We start from the raw sequence: 19,803 nt of genomic DNA, 5'->3' as shown, positions 1-19,803 counted from the left end.
GCACGTCCGGCCGGCTGGAGCCATCCAGTGGGACGGCGGCGTGCGCCCTCACTCAGGAGATCCAGCCATGTCGCATGACGATCCTTTCACCATTGACCTTTTCGGTAACACCGCGCTGTCCTCCGGCCTCGGCCTCGGCGTGACGGCCTTTGGCGACGCTGTCGAGCCCGACGGTGACGACGATCCCGATGCGTCGTCGCCGGCGCCCGCGATGCCGGTCGCGGCAGTCATGCGGCCGCCGTCGACGGCCTGTCGGGCGCGCGGGCCGAACTTCCGTCTCGCTGGTAGCCGTGGCCTGGCGCGCGGCTGGAAGGAGCGCGCGCGCGACAATATCGCGGCGATCCGGCTCGCCGCCGGGATCGAGGCGGACGAGCGCCCGGCCACGGGCGAGGAGCAGGAGCGGCTGATCCGCTTCACCGGCTTCGGCGCGTCCGACCTTGCCAATGGCGTCTTCCGCCGCCCCGGCGAGATCGGCTTCCGCAAAGGCTGGGACGAAATCGGCTTAGAGCTGGAGGATGCAGTCGGAGAGGTCGACTACGCCTCGCTCGCCCGCTGCACCCAGTATGCCCACTTTACCCCGGACTTCATCGTCCGGGCGATCTGGTCAGGCCTGCAGCGGCTCGGCTGGCGCGGCGGCCGTATGCTCGAGCCCGGCATCGGCACGGGCCTGTTTGCGGCGCTGATGCCCGAAGCGCTACGTGATGTGTCACAAGTCACCGGGATCGAACTCGATCCGGTCACGGCACGCATCGCCCGGCTGTTGCAGCCCCGGGCACGGATCGTCACTGGCGACTTCGCCCGCATTGATCTGCCGGCGAATTTCGATCTTGCCATCGGTAATCCGCCATTTTCCGATCGCACCGTTCGCTCCGACCGGGCCTATCGCTCGCTCGGCCTGCGCCTGCACGATTATTTCATCGCCCGGTCCGTCGACCTGTTGAAGCCGGGCGCTTTCGCCGCCTTCGTCACCAGCTCCGGCACTTTGGACAAGGCGGATTCCTCTGCGCGTGAGCATATCGCCAAAACGGCCGACCTGATCGCCGCCATGCGCCTGCCCGAAGGCAGCTTCCGGGCCGACGCCGGCACGGACGTCGTGGTCGACGTGCTGTTTTTCCGCAAACGCAAGGTCGCCGAGCCCGAAGGTGATCTCTCTTGGCTCGACATCGAGGAAGTCCGCCAGGCGACGGAGGATGAAGGCGCGATCCGCGTGAACCGCTGGTTCGCGCGCCACCCGGATTTCGTGCTCGGCACGCATGCCACTGTCTCGGGGCCTTACGGTGAGGCCTATTCCTGCCTGCCCCATCCCGGTGTCGATCTGGAGCGGGCGCTCACCGCAGCGATCTCCCTGCTTCCGCAAGCCATTTATGACGGCGAGCCGGACGAGATGGATCGTGACGCCGAGGACAGTGCCGACGTTGTCGATGCCCTGCCGGAAATCGCCGGAGTGCGCGAGGGCAGTTTCTTCGTCGCGAAAAATACCGCCCTTGCGCAGATGGTAGATGGCGCTGCTGTGACCATCACCGTACGCAAGGGCCGCACCGCCGAAGGCATCCCCGAAAAGCACGCGCGGATCATCCGCAAATTGATCCCCATCCGTGATGCCGTGCGCGAGGTCCTGAAGGCCCAGGAGCTCGACCGGCCCTGGAAGCCGGCCCAAGTCAAGCTGCGCATCGCCTGGTCGAATTTTGTGCGCGCATTCGGCCCCATCAACACGACCGTCGTTTCCACCAGCGAAGACGCCGAGACCGGGGAGGTCCGCGAGACGCACCGCCGGCCGAACCTGCAGCCCTTCCTTGATGATCCCGATTGCTGGCTGGTCGCTTCTATCGAGGACTACGATCTCGAGACCAATACCGCCCGGCCGGGTCCGATTTTCACCGAGCGCGTCATCGCGCCGCCCGCAGCACCCATCATCACATCGGCCTCCGATGCGCTTGCCGTCGTGCTCAACGAACGCGGCCATATTGACATCGATCACATCGCCGAATTGCTGCATGAAAATGTCGATGACGTCATTGGCGAGCTGGGTGACGCCATCTACCGCGATCCGGAGACCGGTTCGTGGCAAACGGCCGACGCCTATCTCTCCGGTCAGGTCCGCGACAAGTTGAAGGTCGCAGAAGCCGCTGCCGCCTTCGATTTCGCCTATGAGCGCAACGTCACGGCGCTGCAGGGCGTGCAGCCGGCCGATCTTCGTCCCTCGGATATCACCGCGCGTCTCGGCGCGCCATGGATTCCAGCCGCCGACGTCGTCGCCTTCGTCAAGGAGACGATGGGTGCCGAGATCAGGATCCATCATATGCCGGAACTGGCGTCGTGGACCGTAGAGGCGCGGCAATTGGGATGGATGGCGGCCGGCACGTCCGAATGGGGCACCGATCGCCGTCATGCCGGCGAGCTCATAGCCGACGCGCTGAACAGCCGGGTGCCGCAGATCTTCGACACGGTGAAGGAGGGCCATGCTGAAAAGCGCGTGCTCAATGTTGTGGACACGGAAGCCGCCAAGGAAAAGCTGCAGAAGATCAAGACCGCTTTCCAGAACTGGATCTGGTCCGATTCCGACCGGACCGACCGGCTGGCGCGGGTCTATAACGACCGCTTCAACAACATCGCGCCCCGAAGATTCAATGGGGATCATCTGCAACTTCCAGGCGCCTCCGGCGCCTTTTCTCTTTATGGGCACCAAAAGCGCGGCATCTGGCGCATCGTCTCGGCCGGCTCGACCTACCTCGCCCATGCCGTCGGCGCCGGCAAGACCATGACCATTGCCGCGGGCGTCATGGAGCAGCGCCGGCTTGGCCTGATCGCCAAGGCCATGCTGGTCGTTCCCGGCCATTGCCTTGCACAGGCGGCCCGCGAATTTCTGGCGCTTTATCCGACCGCGCGAATCCTCGTGGCCGATGAGACGAATTTTTCCAAGGACAAGCGGCATCGCTTCCTGTCACGGGCGGCGACCGCCGCCTGGGACGCGATCATCATCACGCACAGCGCCTTCCGCTTCATCGGCGTGCCGTCGGCATTCGAGCAACAGATGATCCAGGACGAGTTGGAGCTCTACGAGACGCTGCTGACCAAGGTCGAGAGCGACGACCGCGTCTCGCGCAAGCGCCTCGAGCGGCTGAAGGAGGGGCTCAGGGAACGGCTGCAGGCGCTGGCTACCCGTAAGGACGACCTGCTGACCATCTCCGAGATCGGCGTCGATCAGATCATCGTTGATGAAGCCCAGGAGTTCAGGAAGCTCAGCTTCGCCACCAACATGTCGACGCTCAAGGGCGTCGATCCGAACGGCTCCCAGCGGGCCTGGGACCTTTATGTCAAATCCCGGTTCGTGGAGACGAAGAATCCGGGCCGGGCGCTCGTGCTGGCCTCCGGCACGCCGATCACCAATACGCTTGGCGAGATGTTCTCGGTGCAGCGCTATCTCGGTTACGAGGCGCTGCTTCAGCGCGGCCTGCACGAGTTCGACGCCTGGGCTTCGACCTTCGGCGACGTCACGACTGAACTCGAATTGCAGCCATCCGGCAAATACAAGCCCGTGACGCGCTTCGCCACCTTCGTCAACGTGCCGGAGCTGATCGCCATGTTCCGCTCCTTCGCGGATGTCGTGATGCCGGAAGACCTTCGCGCATATGTGAAGGTGCCGGCGCTTTCGACCGGCGCACGTCAGATTGTCACCGCCAAGCCGTCTGCGGCCTTCAAGCGCTACCAGATGGTGCTCGACGCCCGCATAAAGGCCATCGAGGAACGCGACCGTCCGGCAGAACCTGGTGACGACATCCTGCTCTCGGTGATCACCGATGGCCGGCACGCTGCTATCGACCTGCGCCTGGTCGATCCGGACAATGACGATGAGCCGGACAACAAGCTCAACGCTCTCATCGGCAATGCCTTCCGCATCTGGCAGGAAACAGCGAAAAGCAGCTATGTCCGCGCCGACGGCAAGCCGTTCGAGCTTGCGGGCGCAGCGCAGATGATCTTCTCCGATCTCGGCACGATCGGCGTCGAGAAAAGCCGCGGCTTCTCAGCCTATCGTTGGATCAGGGATGAACTGATCCGCAGGGGCGTTCCGGCATCGCAAATTGCCTTTATGCAGGACTTCAAGAAGGCGCAAGCCAAGCAGCGCCTGTTCGGTGATGTGCGGGCCGGCAAGGTCCGGTTCCTGGTCGGCTCCTCCGACACGATGGGCACCGGCGTCAACGCGCAGCTCCGCCTCAAGGCGCTGCATCACCTCGATGTGCCGTGGCTTCCCTCCCAGATCGAGCAGCGCGAAGGCCGTATCCTGCGCCAGGGCAACCAGCACGATGTCATCGATATCTTCGCCTATGCCACGGAAGGATCGATGGATGCCCAGATGTGGCAGAACAACGAGCGCAAGGCCCGGTTCATCGCGGCGGCCCTCTCCGGAGACACGTCCATCCGTCGGTTGGAGGATATCGGTGAGGGGCAGGCCAACCAGTTCGCGATGGCCAAGGCGATCGCCTCTGGCGATCCGCGTCTTATGCAGAAGGCAGGTCTGGAGGCAGACATTGCCCGTCTGGAGCGCCTTCGCGCGGCCCGCATTGATGATGAGCACGCCGTTCGACGGCAGATCCGCGATGCCGAGCGCGATATCGAATACTCGACCCGGCGCATCGGCGAGGTCGGGAAGGATATCGAGCGCCTCGTGCCAACCACCGGCGATGGGTTCAGCATGGTGATCGGAGGCGACGCGTTCACGGAGCGCAAACTCGCCGGTCGTGCGCTGATGAAGGAAATCCTGACTCTCGTGCAGCTTCAGCAGCAAGGCGAAACCACTATCGCCTCCATCGGCGGGTTCGATTTCGAATATTCCGGCGAGCGGTTCGGCAAGGACGGCTACCGCTATGCCACCATGCTGATGCGCACCGGCGCCGATTACGAAATCGAGCTCCCCGTCACCACCTCGCCGCTTGGCGCCATCGCCCGGCTCGAGCATGCCTTGGCCGGCTTCGAGGGCGAGCAGGAACGATATCGCCAGCGTCTTGAGGATGCCGAGCGCAGGCTCACCTCCTATCGCTCGCGTGAGGGTGGCGAATTCGGATTCGCTGGTGAACTGGCCGAGAAGCGCCGACAGCTTGCGGAAATCGAAACCGATCTTGCGTCTTCGATTGATGGCGAGGATCAGCGTGCAGCCGCATAGCAGGCTCAACACAGCTGCCGGTCAATGTGTCAGGCATTGACCGGCGGCAAAGGTTCAAGGTGGCTCGGGTGCAGACGATACAGGAGGCGCGCCGATATCCGGTCAAGCCGCGATACAAATCGTGGCGGAGTCCCGTCTCGGATCGTTCGGTTCTGGATCCACGTCGCAGGAAGGAGCAAGGAAAACGGAGGAAGAATAGAGCCCGCTCGCAGATCGGGCGGGCCGCTGACGCTGGGGCTCAACCGCGCCGCTCGCGATCCCGGCCGATCGCTCTGCGCAGGGCTCAAGAGCCCCGCTTGATCTGCCCGGCAGGGATGCTCGGCCGCAGTTGCACCTGCCCGTCCGCTCCGCGGGCCGGGGGATGTCTTCGGGAAGAAGACGAGGAAGGACCCGCGAACGGCGGTGTCCGCAAACCCCTTGAAGGAGCATCTCCATGGAACTGAAGTTTGTCGATCCGCGTGCGCTGAAGGGCAACCCTGACAACGCGCGACGCTCGAAGTCCAGCCCGCAGGCCGACGCATTGCTGCTTGCCACTATTCGCGCCGTCGGCATCGTGCAGCCACCTGTCGTGGCGCCGGAAGCGGATGGCGGCAACGGCTATGTCATCGATGCCGGACATCGTCGTGTGAGGCAAGCGATTGCCGCGGGTTTGGAAGAGATCGCCGTGCTGGTGATCGAGCGCGCCGAGGATGGTGGTGCAATGCGGTCGCTGGCCGAGACGCTGGCGCATGAGCAGCTCAATCCCGTCGACCAATGGCGCGCGATTGAGCGGTTGGTCGCCCTCGGCTGGACCGAGGAAGCGATCGCCCTCGCTTTAGCGCTTCCCGTCCGCCAGATCAGGAAGCTGCGCCTGCTCGCCAACGTTCTACCGGCCATGTTGGACCAGATGGCCAAGGGCGACATGCCCAACGAGCAGCAGTTGCGCACCGTCGCGTCGGCTTCGCTTGATGAGCAGAAGGAGGTCTGGAAGAAGCACAAGCCGTCCAAGGCCGATCCCCAGGTGTCGTGGTGGAGCGTGGCGCAGGGGCTGACGAAGCGCCGCATGTACGCGCGCGACGCCAGCTTCGGTGACGATCTCGCTCACGCCTACGGCATTGCCTGGGTCGAGGACCTGTTCGCGCCGGCCGATGCGGACAGCCGCTATACGACCGATGTCGAGGCCTTCCTTGGCGCGCAGCAGGAGTGGATGGCAAACACTCTGCCCAAGCGCGGCGTGATCGTGGAAGCCGGTCAGTGGGGCGAGCCGAAGCTGCCGCCCAAGGTCGAGCGTGTGTACGGCAAGCCGTCGAAGTCCGATCACACCGCCATGTATCTCGACCGCGACGGCAAGGTGCAGTCGCTCGCGTACCGCATGCCGGCGGCCAAAAAGCCCAAGGGCAAGAATGGCGCTGATGTTGAGGCCGATGGCGATGATATCGTCATTGCGGCGAAGCCGCGTCCGGACGTGACGCGCAAAGGCATAGAGATGATCGGCGATCTGCGTACCGACGCGCTGCACGAGGCGCTGTCGCGCGCACCGATCGGGGACGACACGCTGATGGCGCTGCTCGTACTCGCCTTCGCCGGCCAGAATGTCACAGTGGCATCTGGTGCCCGCGACATCTCCTGTTACGGGGCCGCAGGCCTCGGCGAACATGCCGCGCGCCTGTTCGACCAGGAGGGCAGGCTGGCGTTCGACATGGACACGCTGCGCATTGCCGTGCGGTCCTTGCTGATCGACGTTCTGTCCTGCAGGGAGAATCGATCGGACAGCGGCGTTGTCGCCCGTGTCGCCGGCGACGTCATCGCCGCCGACCACTACCTGCCGAACATGGGGACGGAGGACTTCCTGTCATGCCTGTCGCGGCAGGCATTGGAAGCCGCCTGCGCGGATACATCCGTCCTGCCCCGTCAGAAGGTCAAGGACACCCGTGCGGCCCTGGTCGAGCATTTCAAGGAAGGCCGCTTCGTCCACCCCTCGGCGCTGTTTGCGCCCACTCTCGAAAAGCTGACCTCCTGGCTGAAGATGAACGATGCCAGGGAACAGCCTGAGGACGACGGCACGCCGGAGGATCAGGACGAGCTCGACGGCGATGCGATCGTCGAGCCGGCGCATGATTACGTCGATGAGGACCCGGCCGCACAGGACGAGAACCTCACCGACGAGCATGTCGAGGCCTACAAGGTGGCCGCCGAATAGATCGGCGCCCCTTCATTTTCTTCCGATCGCATTCCCGCCGCCGGTGACCTCACCGGCGGCGGTCTCGTTTTCACCCTAAACACCGGAGACCCATCATGTCGGCTCAACTGATCTATGACCTCGTTCCACTCGGTTCGATCGTAACTTATCGCGATGGAACACCACGCCCGCCCGAACGGCATCGCAAGAAGCTCGCCGCCTGGGAGAACCGCAACAGCGGCGGCCGGCTGATCCGCAAGCAGGCCGAAACCCGCGTCGGCAACATCACGCTGCCGGCATCCATTACCCTGCACAAGGGTGACTATGGCAGTCAGGGCGCCATCGTCCTGCGCGTTCACCAAAGCTTTTCGGTGAACAGCGATCTCAACTTCGCGGTCAAGGAGCGGCCCGCTATCGGCTCGGTCCTGGTGCTCGACCGCGACGGCGAAGACGCCGAACTGGTCTATCTCGCCAGCCATCGTGCGGATGCCGAGGAATGGCTGACGCAGCACGGCTATCCGCGAGCCGTTCTGCAAGAGGTGACGGCCGATGCCGTGGCCGCGGATACCGTTGAGGGGAGGGCGGCGGCATGAGCGCGGCCACTCCCCGGATACGAGACTACGAGGCCCCCGGTAATCCGGGGGTTTGTTTTGGCCGCAGCGCCGACGGTTATCCCGTTGCGCTTGTCGGTGAAACGGCGTTCGCCATGGTTCCGGCCCGGAATGGCCGGCACTATCTTGTCACGGGCTGGCGTATCCGCCGGCCCATGGCCGAATGGACGCGCAGCGATTTCTACGGCCATGCCGGTGAGCTTGCCGACGAGGCGGCGTTTTGCGCGCATGTCGAGGAGAGCGCCCTCCACCAGCAGCAGCGCGCAGCTCTCGGACGTCGCGAGATCCACTCCCGTGCCCACACGCCATGGGGAACGTCGCAGGGAGCAACTGTCTATGCGGAGGGTGTGACCTGCCATTCGACAGCGAGCCATGGCGGGTTCCATCTGTCGGCGGAGCGAAATCGCAAAGTCCGTGACATGCTCCGTGCCAATGGCGGCTGGTATGAAGAGGACTGCCATTGGGCGGCCGTCGCCCAAGCCTTCCCGCAGCTCTTCACGGACTTCGAGAAGGCTTGTGCGGAAAAGACGATCCGCGACTGGTATCCGGACGCCTGGGAGGCGATCCACGGCAGGGTGCTCGAACCCGGCCAATCCGCGAAAAAGGACGAGCGGGCATTCTTCGAGAAGCATACCGATGACTGGGTCGTGGTGTCGGCGATCCGTTGCGAGCACCAGGCCGGTTTCACCGAGGTTATCGCGACGCCCGGCGGTAAGCGTGGACCGGGCACGGAGGAACGTCGCTTTCTCGTTCCGACCGACGAATACCATGTCGGCCGCTTTGGATTCGTCATCGATGTTGCGCGCCATCGTGTCTATGGCGGGCCATCGACCTTCATGAATTGGCAGGGGAGGGACACATAATGTCTGTCCCCGATCGCCGCGCGCAGCTCTTTCGCATGGAGGAGGCACAGCGTCAGACACAGCGCCAGCTTGATATGATCGACCGGCAGATCATAAGGCGGATGACGGCGATCATTCCGCAGCTCAGACCCCATTCTGCCGACTCTCGACGCGGGAGGGGCCCGGGGTCGGCAATGTTTCTCGAACGATATCGGGCCAACCTTGCAGCGATCACACTGGAGAGGCAGCACGAGATCGACGCTCTCTCCCGCAAGCTCGCAAGGCAGGGTGCTGCAATCGAGGTGCTGCGTACCAGACTGCCACCGGACCTGAGGCGCGCCTGATACTGCGGCCTGGTCAGCGCTTGCGTACGAACTCCGTTCGCAACACCAGCCCCTTGATCGCGTCATGCCGGCAGTCGATTTCGTCGGGATTGTCGGTGAGGCGGATCGACTTGATCACCGTACCCTGCTTCAGGCTCTGCCCGGCGCCTTTGACCTTGAGGTCCTTGACGAGCGCGACGGAGTCGCCGTCGGCCAGTACATTGCCGGCGGCATCGCACACCAATATTCCCAGCAGAAGCTGCAATGGCAGCCATCTCCGATGCTGGTCGCCATTCCCCTGTCGCGTCGTCATAGACGTAGTCGTCGTTCTGAGCTGTCATTGCCGCGGGATTGAATCCAGTGCGTTGTCAGTCCGACGTGGGAGCAGGCCGAAGATCTGATCCGCAGCAGCGGACCGGCGCACATCTCCGATACCGGCAGGAGTCGAAGTTCAACGCCGTCCCTCGCGCAGCCTGGCGGGCAGGCGGATCGTGTGGCGGCGGGAATTGAACAGGTGCATTTCCTCCCGCATGCCGATGTCCGAATTCATCCCTTGCCGGTCTTTCCTGCGGGTTTGCTGCGGTCTGAACCGGCGGCTGTCCGCTTCAAGGCCGCTATCGCGCCGCGGAGCGGCCGGAACCCGCCGATCTCGGCAAGGCTGCCCCGCGTCCCGCGCAGGGCCAGTGAAGAAGTGGCCCCGCTTGTCCGCAAGCCAACCTCGCTCGCCTGGCAGGCTCCGGACCCTGAAGCGTCCAGCTTCCGCCGGTTCCTTTTGACCGCACCCGCAGGAAAGACCGGCAAAGGGCCGGAACGCCTGAAGGGCATCGCTAGAAAGGAAAGCTCAATGTCCAGTTCAACCCGCTCCACCAGGACCAAGGCCCGCGTCGTTCAGCTCCGCAAGGGCACCACCCTCGAAATGGTCCGGCTCTGCTGCCCGGATGGCCACCAGGCCACGCTCATCTCCGAAAGCTTTGGCCTCCCCGTCCTCGACAGCGACGGCATACGCGAATTCCACGAGCGCAGCCTGGTCGATGGCGCCGACACACTCTCCGAGGGGCTTTCCGACAAAGCGATGCAGATCCACCTGCAGAGGATCGTCGGCTCCTATGTCGGCTCCGCCTATGGAGCAGGCCAGTTCTACTCGAAGGCCCTCACCGAGGCCAAGGACGCCACAGCCAGGCTGGCCAACGACACCCGCGACGAGGACCTCGACGGTCCTGTCGGTTTCGACAGCAATGCACAGCGCAAGCGCGAGTTCGCCGCCGACATGGGCCTTCAAGCCCACGCGTTGCGCATGGCGGCCGAGGGCGCCGTCGCCGCCTACGAGCACATCGTCGGCGAGAGCTGGAGGCCCTACGAGCGACAGGTCGAGAACCCCGGCCAGGGCGTCAGCCGGCAGGCGGCCGATCTGCAGATGGCGGCTCTGGGCTAACTGCCACCGGGCGGAGCTTCGGCTCCGCCCGGCCTTCTTCGTACGACGGGTTTTGCGACAAACCCGTGTGACGTAGCAAGTCCCAGGATTAGCGCCGCTCTTGAGCTTTGCTCCAGAGGGACAAGCCGCCAACGCAGACCGCAATGGCGAAGCCACACATCATGTAGAGGGTTGCCTCGGAGGCTCCGGGCACCATTGTCGGCAGCAGATATATGGCAAGGCCAAACCCACTGGTAAGCAGGGTCGTGAAGGCTTGCACGCGGCCGATCATCGTGGTGTCCACGACCGTCAGAAGATGGCCATTGGCTGCCGCCCGGGCCACGTTCCACAGCATGCCGGCCACGCAATAAAGAACAACGGCGACCGCCGGACTTGTAGCCAGGGAGAACAGAACCAGGGAGGCACCCGCGGCAATCAGGATTGTGGGCGTAAGATTTCGGAGGCGTTCGGCAATTGACGCAATGCCGACAACCGCCAACGCGAGCATCCCAGCGGCAGCGGCTGTCATTTCGAGCAGTCCGAACAGTCCGCTGTCTCCGCTGAGTGATCGGGTCACAAAACCTGGAAGGAGCAGATTGGTGATCTGGATCACGGCAAAGGCCAGTCCGACAGTTACCGCAGCGGAAAGGCTGTGGGGATTGTCGAGCAAATAGCTCAGCGCCTGCCTCGAAGCGGGCATGAGGCTGAGCCGCTGCGACGATCGAACATTGGCGCCATGCGACGTGATCATCTTCAGCATCGGAAGAGAGGCCAGCGCCACCAGTGCGAACAACAGGGCAGACATGGGACTGCCGAGCCTGTCGATGGCAAGTCCGGCAGCACCTGTTCCGATCGCTATGCCAGCCTGGTTAAAGAGAGAGAGCCGAAGGGCGAATCCCATGCGCTGGGCTTCTGGGACAATCGCCTGCAAAATGCCACTCAACGACCCCGACAAGAGCGCGAACCCGAAGGCTCCCAGTACGCCGGAAACGATGAGAAGCACTGGCGACAGAGAATCTGCGACAAATCCGGCGGGAGCGAGAAGGAGCAGCCCTAAGGCCCTGATCATCTGCCCCGCGACTGTGACGGTCCGCCTATCGTGCCGATCGACCAGGTGACCCGCGACCGGCGCAAGCAACAGACCCGCCACACTGGATGAAAGCAACACCAGTCCCACCAGTCGAGAGCCGCCAACGTGGAAAGCTATCCAGGCAGGCAGAACGATTCCGACACCAACGATAAAGAAAGAAGCGCACGAAAATGTAATGAATAGCGGTCGTTCAAAAGCTCTCACGCGGTATTCCAGCCCTGATCAACATTGCTGCGCCTGGCACCCGATTCGCCAGCAGGCACCTTGGGCCTAAAGCAATAGATGAGAAAAAGCAGGCAGACCACCTGATGCGGCCATGCCAACCGCGGCCATCACGAATGTTGGTCCTGCTCCGGTCCTCGTTCCGCTAAACGGCTTCGCCGTCCTCCACTAACGTTGCGGCCCTTACGCGACGTGTTCCTTTCTTCCGATTGCTCTTCTGCGGGTTCGCGGACCTGCGGTCCTGCGCTGTCGGACCTCGTGACGGCCGCGATTGGCGCGGCCTCGAATGGAGGTCCGGAAAAATGGACAGGAAGAGCAACAAATCCCGCGTCGATATCTACGGGAAGATCACCGACCGCATCGTCGCGGACCTGGAAAAGGGCGTGCGTCCGTGGGTGAAGCCGTGGAGCGCGGCGAACACCACGGGGCGTATCACGCGCCCGCTGCGCCACAATGGATTGCCATATCAGGGGATCAATACCCTGCTTCTCTGGTCGGAGGCGGTTTCGAGGGGTTTTGTTTCCCCGACCTGGATGACGTTCAAGCAGAGCGTCGAGCTGGGCGGTCATGTCCGCAAAGGCGAAACCGGCTCGATGGTTGTCTATGCCAGCCGCATCGTACGCACCGAAACCGATGCCCATGGCGAAGAGGTCGAGCGCGGAATTCCGTTCCTCAAGGCCTATACGGTGTTTTGTGCCGACCAGATCGACGGCTTGCCCGCGCAGTACTACGGCAATCCCGCGCCGGTGTCCGATCCCGTGGAGCGGATCGAACATGCGGATGCCTTCTTCGCGAATACCGGGGCCGTCATCCGCCACGGTGGCGACAAGGCGTATTTCAATCCGGCTCTCGATATTGTGCAAATGCCGCCGTTCGAGAGTTTCCGCGACGGGCCTGGCTACTATGCGACCCTCGGACACGAAATGACCCATTGGGTCGGGTCGGAAAAGCGGCTTGATCGCAACCTCTCCCGTTACCACAAGGATCGCGAGTTCCGGGCCCACGAAGAGCTCGTGGCCGACCTCGGCGGCTGCTTTTTAGCAGCTGACCTCGGCATCGTGCCAGAGCTCGAGCCGCGGCCTGATCATGCCAGCTACCTGGCAAGCTGGCTCGAAATCCTCAGGAACGAGAAGCGATTCATCTTTGCCGCGGCGGCCCATGCTCAGCGTGCGGTCAACTATCTGCATGATCTCCAACCGACTGCGACACAGATCACGGAGGCTGCGTGATGTTGCATTCTCCGATCGTTGCCGGGGGTGGCGTGGAGCCATCCCCCATCCGCCTTCGTGTGCTCAGCCTCGGGGCAGGGTCCAGTCCACCACGCTCGCACTGATGGCCGCCATGGGCATTTCGGCTCCTTGGATTGTGCAATCTTCGCCGATACCGGCTGGGAGCCTGCCGCAGTCTACGAGCATCTGCGCTGGCTGATGTCGCCGAATGTCCTGCCGTTTCCGGTGCATATCGTGTCGGCCCGCAATCTTCGGGAGAGCCTGATTGCCGCTGGCAACGGCAAGAGATGGGCGTCGATCCCGGCTTTCACCCGCACCGTCGACCGCCGCGGTAATATCTCGATCGGCATGATACGGCGACAATGCACCACCACCAGCAAGATCGAACCGATACGCCGCAAGGTGCGGGAACTGGCTGGTCTCACACGCAAACGTTCCCCGACATACCCCGTCGTTCACCAGTGGCTGGGAATCTCGATGGACGAGGTGGTGCGCATGAAGCCGAGCCGGGCAGCGTGGCAACTCAACCGCTTTCCCCTCATCGAGAGCCGCATGACCCGGAAGAACTGTCTCGATTGGCTGAAAAGCCATGGCTATCCGAAACCGCCGAAAAGCGCGTGCATCGGCTGCCCGTTCCACAGTGACGCCATGTGGCGATCCATGCGGAACAACGACCGGGCGGCGTGGGACGATGCCGTGGAGGTGGATCGGGCGATCCGCACCGGCCTGCGTGGCATACGCGGCGAGGCCTTCCTGCATCGCTCCGGCGTTGCCCTAGATGAAGCCGATTTGGGCGGCCGACCACGGCCAGCTCGACCTCTGGCCGAATGAATGCGAGGGCATGTGCGGTCTGTAATCGTCCCGCCTGGCACATGTCGGTGGCTTCAGCAAACCGGCGTTCCGCAGTCGGCTGAAGACCCCGCCATGGCACCGGTGAGTTCGGGTAGCTGCCCAGCGGGCCGAGTCAGATCAGCCGGCCTCTGCCGACGTCCAGCCTAGATGGGTATTTGCATGACCGTGTAGCGGCCATCCATCTTGAAGGGGCAGACGCCGGACCCGGACTTTCGCCAGTCGGCCGGTCGTCCTTTGACCGGATAGGAGGCGGCGGTGGCGCCCCTTTTCCGGTTGGACGGTCTGTCGTTATGCGATCGCGCCTGACGGGGAGGGACGTGTTTGATGGCGCCTAACCGTGGCTGCGGTTGCGGTGATCATGCCGATAGGGTTCGCCTGTCATCTGGCCGGCGGTTTCATGGAAGGGCGCACCACCTGCGTCCTCGATGTGGCTGGTCTGACCGAAGGCCGTCTTCGCTTCGCTCCGACTCGTTCTCAAACCCGCAACAGCCGGTCGCGACTTTCTTCCCCTGACGGCTGCGCCGCCATTCCGCGCGGAACAAGAAAGCCTCGCCCTGGCTGCCCTCCACTGCGTTGCGTCCCCTGCGGGGTGCGGGCCGATCGCCTCCGGTCTGTCGACCGCCATCGAGGTCGCGATGGTCGCGGCCCGAGAAACTCACGGAGACGACATCATGGCTACCATCGGCACCTTCACTTCCTCGGGCAACGGTTTTGCGGGCACGATCAAAACGCTCAACCTCAACGTCAAGGCCAAGCTGGTTCGCATCGACAGCCCCTCCGACAAGGGCCCGCACTTCCGCATCTTCTCGGGCAATGTCGAGTTGGGTGCGGCCTGGCAGAAGGTCTCCAGGGAAACCGAGCGCGACTACCTCTCGGTCAAGCTGGACGACCCGAGCTTCCCCGCTCCGATCTACGCCACCCTTATCGAGGTGGAAGGCGAGGAAGGCCTGCAGCTGATCTGGTCTCGCCCCAACCGGGACTGATCGCCTCGACGAAGGCTCCGCCGCAAGGCGGGGCCTTCGGCCTTTCCAAGCGAACGCCGGCAGGCGGAAGGGGATCCTTGATCTCAGCTTGCCCGATACATTCGACGGCTGGCCAGTTCGCTACCCCACCAATGTCCGTCCGTCCGCTGCAGATGCCCGAGCAGGTCTGCTGGGATCAGAACACGGTGTTGAACTATATACATTGTCGGCTTGGTGCGATCGCTTTCTCGGGAGGCAGTTTACAGCTGACGTCACCACGCACGATTGGCTTTCCTATCCCGAGCAATTGTTTTTGACCGTGACGGCTGGTGCGGTGTTTCGAGACGACATCGGCGAACTACGCGCTCTTAGGGATCGCCTTTGCTACTTTCCACGTGACGTGTGGCTTTACAAGCTCGCGGCCCAGTGGGGACGCATCGCCGAGGAGCGCGCCTATATCGGTCGAACCGGGAATGCCGGTGACGAGATTGGCTCCCGCGTAATCGCCGCGCGCATGGTCGGAAATATCATGCGGCTCGCAATGCTGGTCGAGCGCCGCTATGCGCCCTATCCCAAATGGCTTGGCACGGCCTTTGCCCGATTGCCCTGCGCCCCCGAACTCAGGGAGACTCTCGAGCAAATCCTGTCGGCTCCGGACGGGCAGAAGCGTGAAGCCGGACTCTTCGACGCTTGCTGGTTCATCGCCGAGCTGCAAATGGCAAGAGGCATGCCCGGCGCGATTGCTCCATCTGTCGGGGCGCTTCACAACCGACCGTTCCGGTTTGTCGATTCCCTGCAGATCGGCAATGCGCTTCGATCTGCCATAGCGTAGCGGATGATGAATTGCGAGAACTGCCGGAATTTGGGGCGGCCGACCAGTTCATCAGCAGCAATTTCGTTCTCGCCGTCCCGAAATTCTCGAGAACAGCGGTAACTGCCTTGCTGGATCTAAAGGCGGAACTCAAGTAACCAACGCAAGCATTGATCTAATCTTGCGCGAACGGCCTGGTCCGCTTCGGGCGCGATTCGCGCGGGTCACAGCATGTGCTGCAAATGGGCGCGAAGAATCCTCAGGCTTCCGGCGGCCGGGCATCGCGGTAGCCCCTTCGCCTCTTGCTCCGCTCGAGGCGGACCAGGGCGCTGTCCGCCTCTTCCGACTGATCGAATGTCTGAACCATCGACTGGCCGTTCGTTCCGATGCGGCCCCAGTTGCGGATGACCGAAGCGCCTCCGAACAGCGTTGGCTGGATCGCCAGCACATAGAAGCGCCGCATGTTTTGTGTCGGGTCGATGCGGCGAAGATGAACGGGTCCGGTTTCCTTGCTCGACATGGCGCGACTCTCGCTTCCTTCGGAAGCGCCGTCCAACGACTTTGCTGAATCGATCCCTGCCGACCGATTCACGCTGCTGATGCGTCAGTCGCACCAGTTCCGCCGGCCCCCGTCCCACCGGCGGGCAAGGCCCTCTGCGACCAATGTCTCGCCGATCGAATGCCCGTTCCTGGTCACGGTTCGCAGCTTCCGCCCATGTTGATCCTCGTCGCGCCAACCGGCCACCAATGAGAACTTTCCTGCATTCAGCAATTCCCGCAGCCTGCGCTTCGCCGTCTCACCCTTTGTCCGCTCTGCCTCGCATCGCGGCGGGCTCAGCTCCGGCGTGTCGATATCGGCAATCCTGATCTTCACACCCTGATGCCAGAACGTGTCGCCATCCACCACGCAGGTCACGCGGGGACCGTCGCCGCAAATCGGAAACGAAGCCGAAAGCAAGTCCTGCCGCGGTGCCGAGACGAGGGCCGCCATTCCCTCGATCCCGCCCGCTTGGCTGAGCTGGTAAGCGCCAAATGCCGCCGCCGCGGCGAGTGCGCCGACGACCAATTTCGCAATCGCCGATCCGATTTTCCGACGCGATGATTTCCTCCGATAGACGGACTGTTTCCCGCGCGGCGTCTTCGGCTGCCCGAAGCGCGGTGTTTTCTTCTGCCGGAATCTGACGACGGTGTTCAACGCATGCCTCCCTGCTTGGCTTGCGAGGTTGTCGCAGGATGCGGTTTCGATCGTCTTACGGGCATCGTTCAACTTCCCCGCATCTCAGAGGCCAGAAATGGCCACTTGGGCTGAATCGGATTTGGGCGAGCCGCGTACGGCGGACGGCTCTACTCGCGCCGAAAAGGCGGCGCTCACCGAACCCGCTAAAACGGTTTCGGCGCGTTCGCGTGACGATCCTCTCGCAGCAGGCGTGACGTTCGGGACGAGGGAAGCCTGATCGGCGTTGGGCAAATCAGCCACTGTCACCGCCTTCGCTCCGATGGAACCGGTTGGTTCCGACGCAGGCCTTCATGTCGTCGCGGCGAAACCAGATCGCGCGCCCGCAGCGCAGCGGCGGGTTGCCCGCGGTGAAGACGATCTGCTCGTCGGCCCGCATGCGCATGACCTCATGCGGCAGGATCAGCGGCCGGCGGTTGAGCTGCTTCGAGCGCGATCGCGACGATCCCTTCATTCCGGAGGAGCGGTTTGTCTGGTCGACCTCGACCGTCGTGTCGCCGCAACGCTTCGAAAGATACTCCGCTGTCTCCGGATCGTTGATCGCCGCGAACGAGATCCAGGATGCGGACTCGAACCATTTCGAGGCGGCGTCGCGGCCGCCATAGGCCTCTCGCATCTGGCCGATCGACTGGAAGATCAGCGTCAAGCTGATGCCGTATTTACGCCCCGCGTCGCGCGCGGTTTCGAGAATCCGCAGATAGCCGAGACGCGCCACCTCGTCGAGCAGGAACAGGGTTTTAGCCGCGACCTCGCCATTGTGGTTATAGATCGCATTGAGGAAGGAGCCGATTACCACCCGCGCCAGCCCCGGATGCGCCTCCAGCACCTTCAGATCCAGAGCGATGAAGATATCCGTACCGCCGCCCGCGAGCTCGTCGGTCGAGAAGCTGTCGCCCGAGACGAGAGCGGCATAGTTCGGATAGGAGAGCCAGTGCGTCTCCTTCACCGCATTGGCATAGACGCCGCTGAACGTCTCCGGCGTCATGTTGACGAAGACCGCGACGTTCTCGCGCACGAAGGCGGATTCCGATTGCTCGTAAATGCGCGTCAGCCGCTCGCGCAGCTTCGGCTCAGGCTCGGAGAGATTGGCGCGGACACGGCGCAGCGTCTGGTCCTTCTCTTCGGTATGACCGGAGAGGCAGACGTCGGCGATCAGAGCGGTCAGGAGCTGCATGGCCGAGGCGCGGAAAAAGTCGTCGCGCGCCGATGCAGCGCGCGCATTGTCGGTCATGACCCATGTCGCGACCCCGACGATGTCTTCCTCCTTCGTGCCGCCGAAGCGACCGATCCAGTCGAGCGCGTTGAAGCCAGTGGCAGGGCTGGCCGGATCGAGCACGATCACCTTGCGGCCGGCTCTGCGCCGGTGATCGACGACCATCGGCGCGACCTCGCTCGACGGATCGAGCACGATGAGACCGCCGCCCCATTTGAGCGCGGTCGGGATTGTCACCGACGTCGTCTTGAAACCACCGGAGCCGGCGAAGACGATGCCGTGCGACGAGCCGAACGAGCCATCGAAACAAAGCAGCGGGCTCTTGCCGCCGGCGCCCCATGTCTCCCGCGCCTCTGCCCGGAACGACACGGCCATCACGCTGTCGCGGTCGACACGATAGCGTTCGCCGATGACGATGCCGCCGGCATCCGGAAACATCCTTGCGGCCTCGGCCATGCCCATCCAGTCCGCCTCGCCATGGACCGCACGCTTACCATGGATACGGCGCGGAGCAGGCCTTGCGAAGGCGGCATTGCCCTTCACGGCGACGCGCAGCGCGAACGCGCCGGCGAGGAAGGCGGCGAAGGCGCCGAGCACCGTCGCCGGGTCGGCATAGGCGAAGACGGATTGGCCGGATGGGATATTGGCAATTCCCGCAAGGCGGACTGCTTCGCGCATCAACGCGATCAGAATCGCCGCCACGCTCCCGGTGACGACGCCCCGACCCGCCGCCCTGATGTTGGCCGCGCCGTTGGCTGCGAACAGGAAGATCACGCCGATCGCGGCCGCCGTCACATAGGGCAAAGCGAGACCGATGCGTCCCAGCATCAGCTTCGCCTGCGCCGTCTTGCCGAAGGCTGCGAGCCAGTGCTCGATCCCCGGCATGATGATGGTCACCCCGACCATCATCGTCGCCGGGATCAGGGCGAGGGCGATCCTATTCGCCGTCACTGCCGAAGGCCTCCGCGCCGATTGCGGTCAGGCGCGAGCGCTCCGCATCGTCGCCCTTGATGCGCTGGCTTGCGTCGATCAGCAGGCCGAGCAGCAGGGCTCGCTTCTCGTAACGGAGACCAGCTTTCGCGATCAGGCCGCCGAGCTCGATCTTCTCGCGCGTATCCTTCTTTCGTGCGTCGGTCGCTTGGCTCCGGCGCATTCGCTCAAGCCTCGCTACCGCTGCCCGCAGCCGCGCCAGTTGCGACCGTCGCGGGCGGAGCGCCCGCAGTCCTGCCCTCACCGGTGTTTCTCTTTCCGGTCGCAGCTCCCTTGCCGCCGCGAAAGCGCACGGCGATTTCCTCGAACGCTGCCTGAAGCGTGGCCTCCTCCATCTCGATTTCTCCAAGTCCGGCTTTCAACGCGATCCGGCCGATGCGCTCGGCCTCGCGCGTCTCGGCCTGCTTGAGCTGGTCCTGCAGGCGGGCGATTTCTTCACGTATCTTCGACGACGGCTTCTTCATTCCGGTCGCGTCTCCTTGAAGTCAGGTGGCGTTTGTTTCGGCGCAAGACTTTCTCAAAAGCACGTCCGGAGGAACGTGCAGATTTGCACGTCGGCAAGGCCGACACTTTGGAGGATCATCCCGCCGTTCCGAAGGAGCGGATCCAAGGGCGCAATTATACGTCGCTGACGCGACGTCTTGCGTCGAGGCCCAAGTGGCCGGCGGCTCTCGACGAATGAGCTTCGTGTTCGGGA

15 protein-coding genes and 2 pseudogenes are annotated in these 19,803 nt (G+C 63.5%); 10 read left to right on the top strand and 7 right to left on the bottom strand.

Features of this window, described 5'->3' with window-relative positions:
- Positions 1-67: 67 nt before the first annotated feature.
- From AC0L2K_RS26005 to AC0L2K_RS25985, 5 genes are all read left to right on the top strand, one after another.
- Positions 68-5,158, top strand: a complete 5,091-nt coding sequence (locus AC0L2K_RS26005; RefSeq protein ID WP_473532699.1) for a lactate dehydrogenase — start codon at positions 68-70, stop codon at positions 5,156-5,158.
- Positions 5,159-5,591: 433 nt separating this feature from the next.
- Positions 5,592-7,337: a ParB N-terminal domain-containing protein gene (locus tag AC0L2K_RS26000; protein WP_473532698.1), complete on the top strand. Its 1,746-nt coding sequence runs from the start codon at positions 5,592-5,594 to the stop codon at positions 7,335-7,337.
- A gap of 95 nt (positions 7,338-7,432) precedes the next feature.
- Positions 7,433-7,909: a hypothetical protein gene (locus AC0L2K_RS25995; protein WP_473532697.1), complete on the top strand. Its 477-nt coding sequence runs from the start codon at positions 7,433-7,435 to the stop codon at positions 7,907-7,909.
- Complete coding sequence (locus tag AC0L2K_RS25990; protein ID WP_473532696.1) at positions 7,906-8,790, top strand: DUF7007 domain-containing protein; 885 nt, start codon at positions 7,906-7,908, stop codon at positions 8,788-8,790. Before AC0L2K_RS25995 ends, AC0L2K_RS25990 begins: the two co-directional genes overlap by 4 nt.
- Before the next feature lie 173 nt (positions 8,791-8,963).
- Positions 8,964-9,113 carry a hypothetical protein gene (locus AC0L2K_RS25985; RefSeq protein WP_473532695.1) on the top strand — a complete coding sequence of 50 codons (150 nt, stop codon included), beginning with the start codon at positions 8,964-8,966 and terminating at the stop codon, positions 9,111-9,113.
- A 13-nt stretch (positions 9,114-9,126) separates the two neighbouring features.
- Here AC0L2K_RS25985 and AC0L2K_RS25980 read toward each other — a convergent pair.
- Positions 9,127-9,433, bottom strand: a pseudogene (locus AC0L2K_RS25980) (alkylphosphonate utilization protein).
- A gap of 503 nt (positions 9,434-9,936) precedes the next feature.
- Between AC0L2K_RS25980 and AC0L2K_RS25975 the strand changes: the two are divergent.
- Complete coding sequence (locus AC0L2K_RS25975) at positions 9,937-10,524, top strand: hypothetical protein (protein ID WP_473532694.1); 588 nt, start codon at positions 9,937-9,939, stop codon at positions 10,522-10,524.
- A gap of 88 nt (positions 10,525-10,612) precedes the next feature.
- Here the strand turns inward: AC0L2K_RS25975 and AC0L2K_RS25970 are convergent, their stop codons facing one another.
- A complete protein-coding gene (locus AC0L2K_RS25970) occupies positions 10,613-11,797 on the bottom strand; it encodes an MFS transporter (protein ID WP_473532693.1) in 1,185 nt (394 codons plus the stop codon).
- A 320-nt stretch (positions 11,798-12,117) separates the two neighbouring features.
- On the opposite strand from AC0L2K_RS25970, the gene AC0L2K_RS25965 reads away from it, so the two are divergent.
- The 4 genes and pseudogenes from AC0L2K_RS25965 (at position 12,118) to AC0L2K_RS25950 (ending at position 15,690) form a co-directional block, all read left to right on the top strand.
- Positions 12,118-13,044, top strand: a complete 927-nt coding sequence (locus AC0L2K_RS25965) for an ArdC family protein (RefSeq protein ID WP_473532692.1) — start codon at positions 12,118-12,120, stop codon at positions 13,042-13,044.
- Positions 13,044-13,900 (top strand): annotated as a pseudogene (locus tag AC0L2K_RS25960) (hypothetical protein). The gene AC0L2K_RS25965 and the pseudogene AC0L2K_RS25960 overlap by 1 nt, the downstream one beginning before the upstream one ends.
- A 667-nt stretch (positions 13,901-14,567) precedes the next feature.
- A complete protein-coding gene (locus tag AC0L2K_RS25955; RefSeq protein WP_473532691.1) occupies positions 14,568-14,879 on the top strand; it encodes a DUF736 domain-containing protein in 312 nt (103 codons plus the stop codon).
- 88 nt (positions 14,880-14,967) lie between these two features.
- Positions 14,968-15,690 carry a DUF4037 domain-containing protein gene (locus tag AC0L2K_RS25950; RefSeq protein ID WP_473532690.1) on the top strand — a complete coding sequence of 241 codons (723 nt, stop codon included), beginning with the start codon at positions 14,968-14,970 and terminating at the stop codon, positions 15,688-15,690.
- A gap of 238 nt (positions 15,691-15,928) precedes the next feature.
- Here AC0L2K_RS25950 and AC0L2K_RS25945 read toward each other — a convergent pair whose 3' ends face one another.
- The 5 genes from AC0L2K_RS25945 to traC form a co-directional block, all read right to left on the bottom strand.
- Positions 15,929-16,189 (bottom strand): WGR domain-containing protein, encoded by a 261-nt coding sequence (locus tag AC0L2K_RS25945; protein WP_473532689.1) that lies wholly within the window; start codon positions 16,187-16,189, stop codon positions 15,929-15,931.
- 84 nt (positions 16,190-16,273) lie between these two features.
- Positions 16,274-16,660, bottom strand: a complete 387-nt coding sequence (locus AC0L2K_RS25940) for a thermonuclease family protein (protein WP_473532723.1) — start codon at positions 16,658-16,660, stop codon at positions 16,274-16,276.
- A 478-nt stretch (positions 16,661-17,138) separates the two neighbouring features.
- Positions 17,139-19,067: a Ti-type conjugative transfer system protein TraG gene (traG, locus tag AC0L2K_RS25935; protein WP_473532688.1), complete on the bottom strand. Its 1,929-nt coding sequence runs from the start codon at positions 19,065-19,067 to the stop codon at positions 17,139-17,141.
- On the bottom strand, positions 19,054-19,269 hold the full coding sequence (traD, locus tag AC0L2K_RS25930) for a type IV conjugative transfer system coupling protein TraD (RefSeq protein WP_473532687.1): 216 nt from the start codon (positions 19,267-19,269) through the stop codon (positions 19,054-19,056). Before traD ends, traG begins: the two co-directional genes overlap by 14 nt.
- A 4-nt stretch (positions 19,270-19,273) precedes the next feature.
- Positions 19,274-19,570, bottom strand: coding sequence for a conjugal transfer protein TraC (gene traC / locus AC0L2K_RS25925; RefSeq protein ID WP_473532686.1), 297 nt, complete (start codon positions 19,568-19,570; stop codon positions 19,274-19,276).
- Positions 19,571-19,803 lie beyond the last annotated feature (233 nt).

It is taken from the genome of Mesorhizobium sp. WSM4817, assembly GCF_055811135.1.
This window is presented reverse-complemented; position numbering and strand designations above follow the sequence as displayed.

Excerpts from the sequence above, each read along its gene's own strand:
- AC0L2K_RS25975 (WP_473532694.1), top strand. The coding sequence starts at position 9,937 with ATGTCCAGTTCAACCCGCTCCACCAGGACCAAGGCCCGCGTCGTTCAG.
- AC0L2K_RS26000 (WP_473532698.1), top strand. The coding sequence starts at position 5,592 with ATGGAACTGAAGTTTGTCGATCCGCGTGCGCTGAAGGGCAACCCTGAC.
- AC0L2K_RS26005 (WP_473532699.1), top strand. The coding sequence starts at position 68 with ATGTCGCATGACGATCCTTTCACCATTGACCTTTTCGGTAACACCGCG.
- traC (WP_473532686.1), bottom strand. The coding sequence starts at position 19,570 with ATGAAGAAGCCGTCGTCGAAGATACGTGAAGAAATCGCCCGCCTGCAG.
- AC0L2K_RS25955 (WP_473532691.1), top strand. The coding sequence starts at position 14,568 with ATGGCTACCATCGGCACCTTCACTTCCTCGGGCAACGGTTTTGCGGGC.
- AC0L2K_RS25995 (WP_473532697.1), top strand. The coding sequence starts at position 7,433 with ATGTCGGCTCAACTGATCTATGACCTCGTTCCACTCGGTTCGATCGTA.
- traD (WP_473532687.1), bottom strand. The coding sequence starts at position 19,269 with ATGCGCCGGAGCCAAGCGACCGACGCACGAAAGAAGGATACGCGCGAG.
- AC0L2K_RS25945 (WP_473532689.1), bottom strand. The coding sequence starts at position 16,189 with ATGTCGAGCAAGGAAACCGGACCCGTTCATCTTCGCCGCATCGACCCG.
- AC0L2K_RS25985 (WP_473532695.1), top strand. The coding sequence starts at position 8,964 with ATGTTTCTCGAACGATATCGGGCCAACCTTGCAGCGATCACACTGGAG.
- AC0L2K_RS25940 (WP_473532723.1), bottom strand. The coding sequence starts at position 16,660 with ATGGCGGCCCTCGTCTCGGCACCGCGGCAGGACTTGCTTTCGGCTTCG.
- AC0L2K_RS25990 (WP_473532696.1), top strand. The coding sequence starts at position 7,906 with ATGAGCGCGGCCACTCCCCGGATACGAGACTACGAGGCCCCCGGTAAT.
- AC0L2K_RS25965 (WP_473532692.1), top strand. The coding sequence starts at position 12,118 with ATGGACAGGAAGAGCAACAAATCCCGCGTCGATATCTACGGGAAGATC.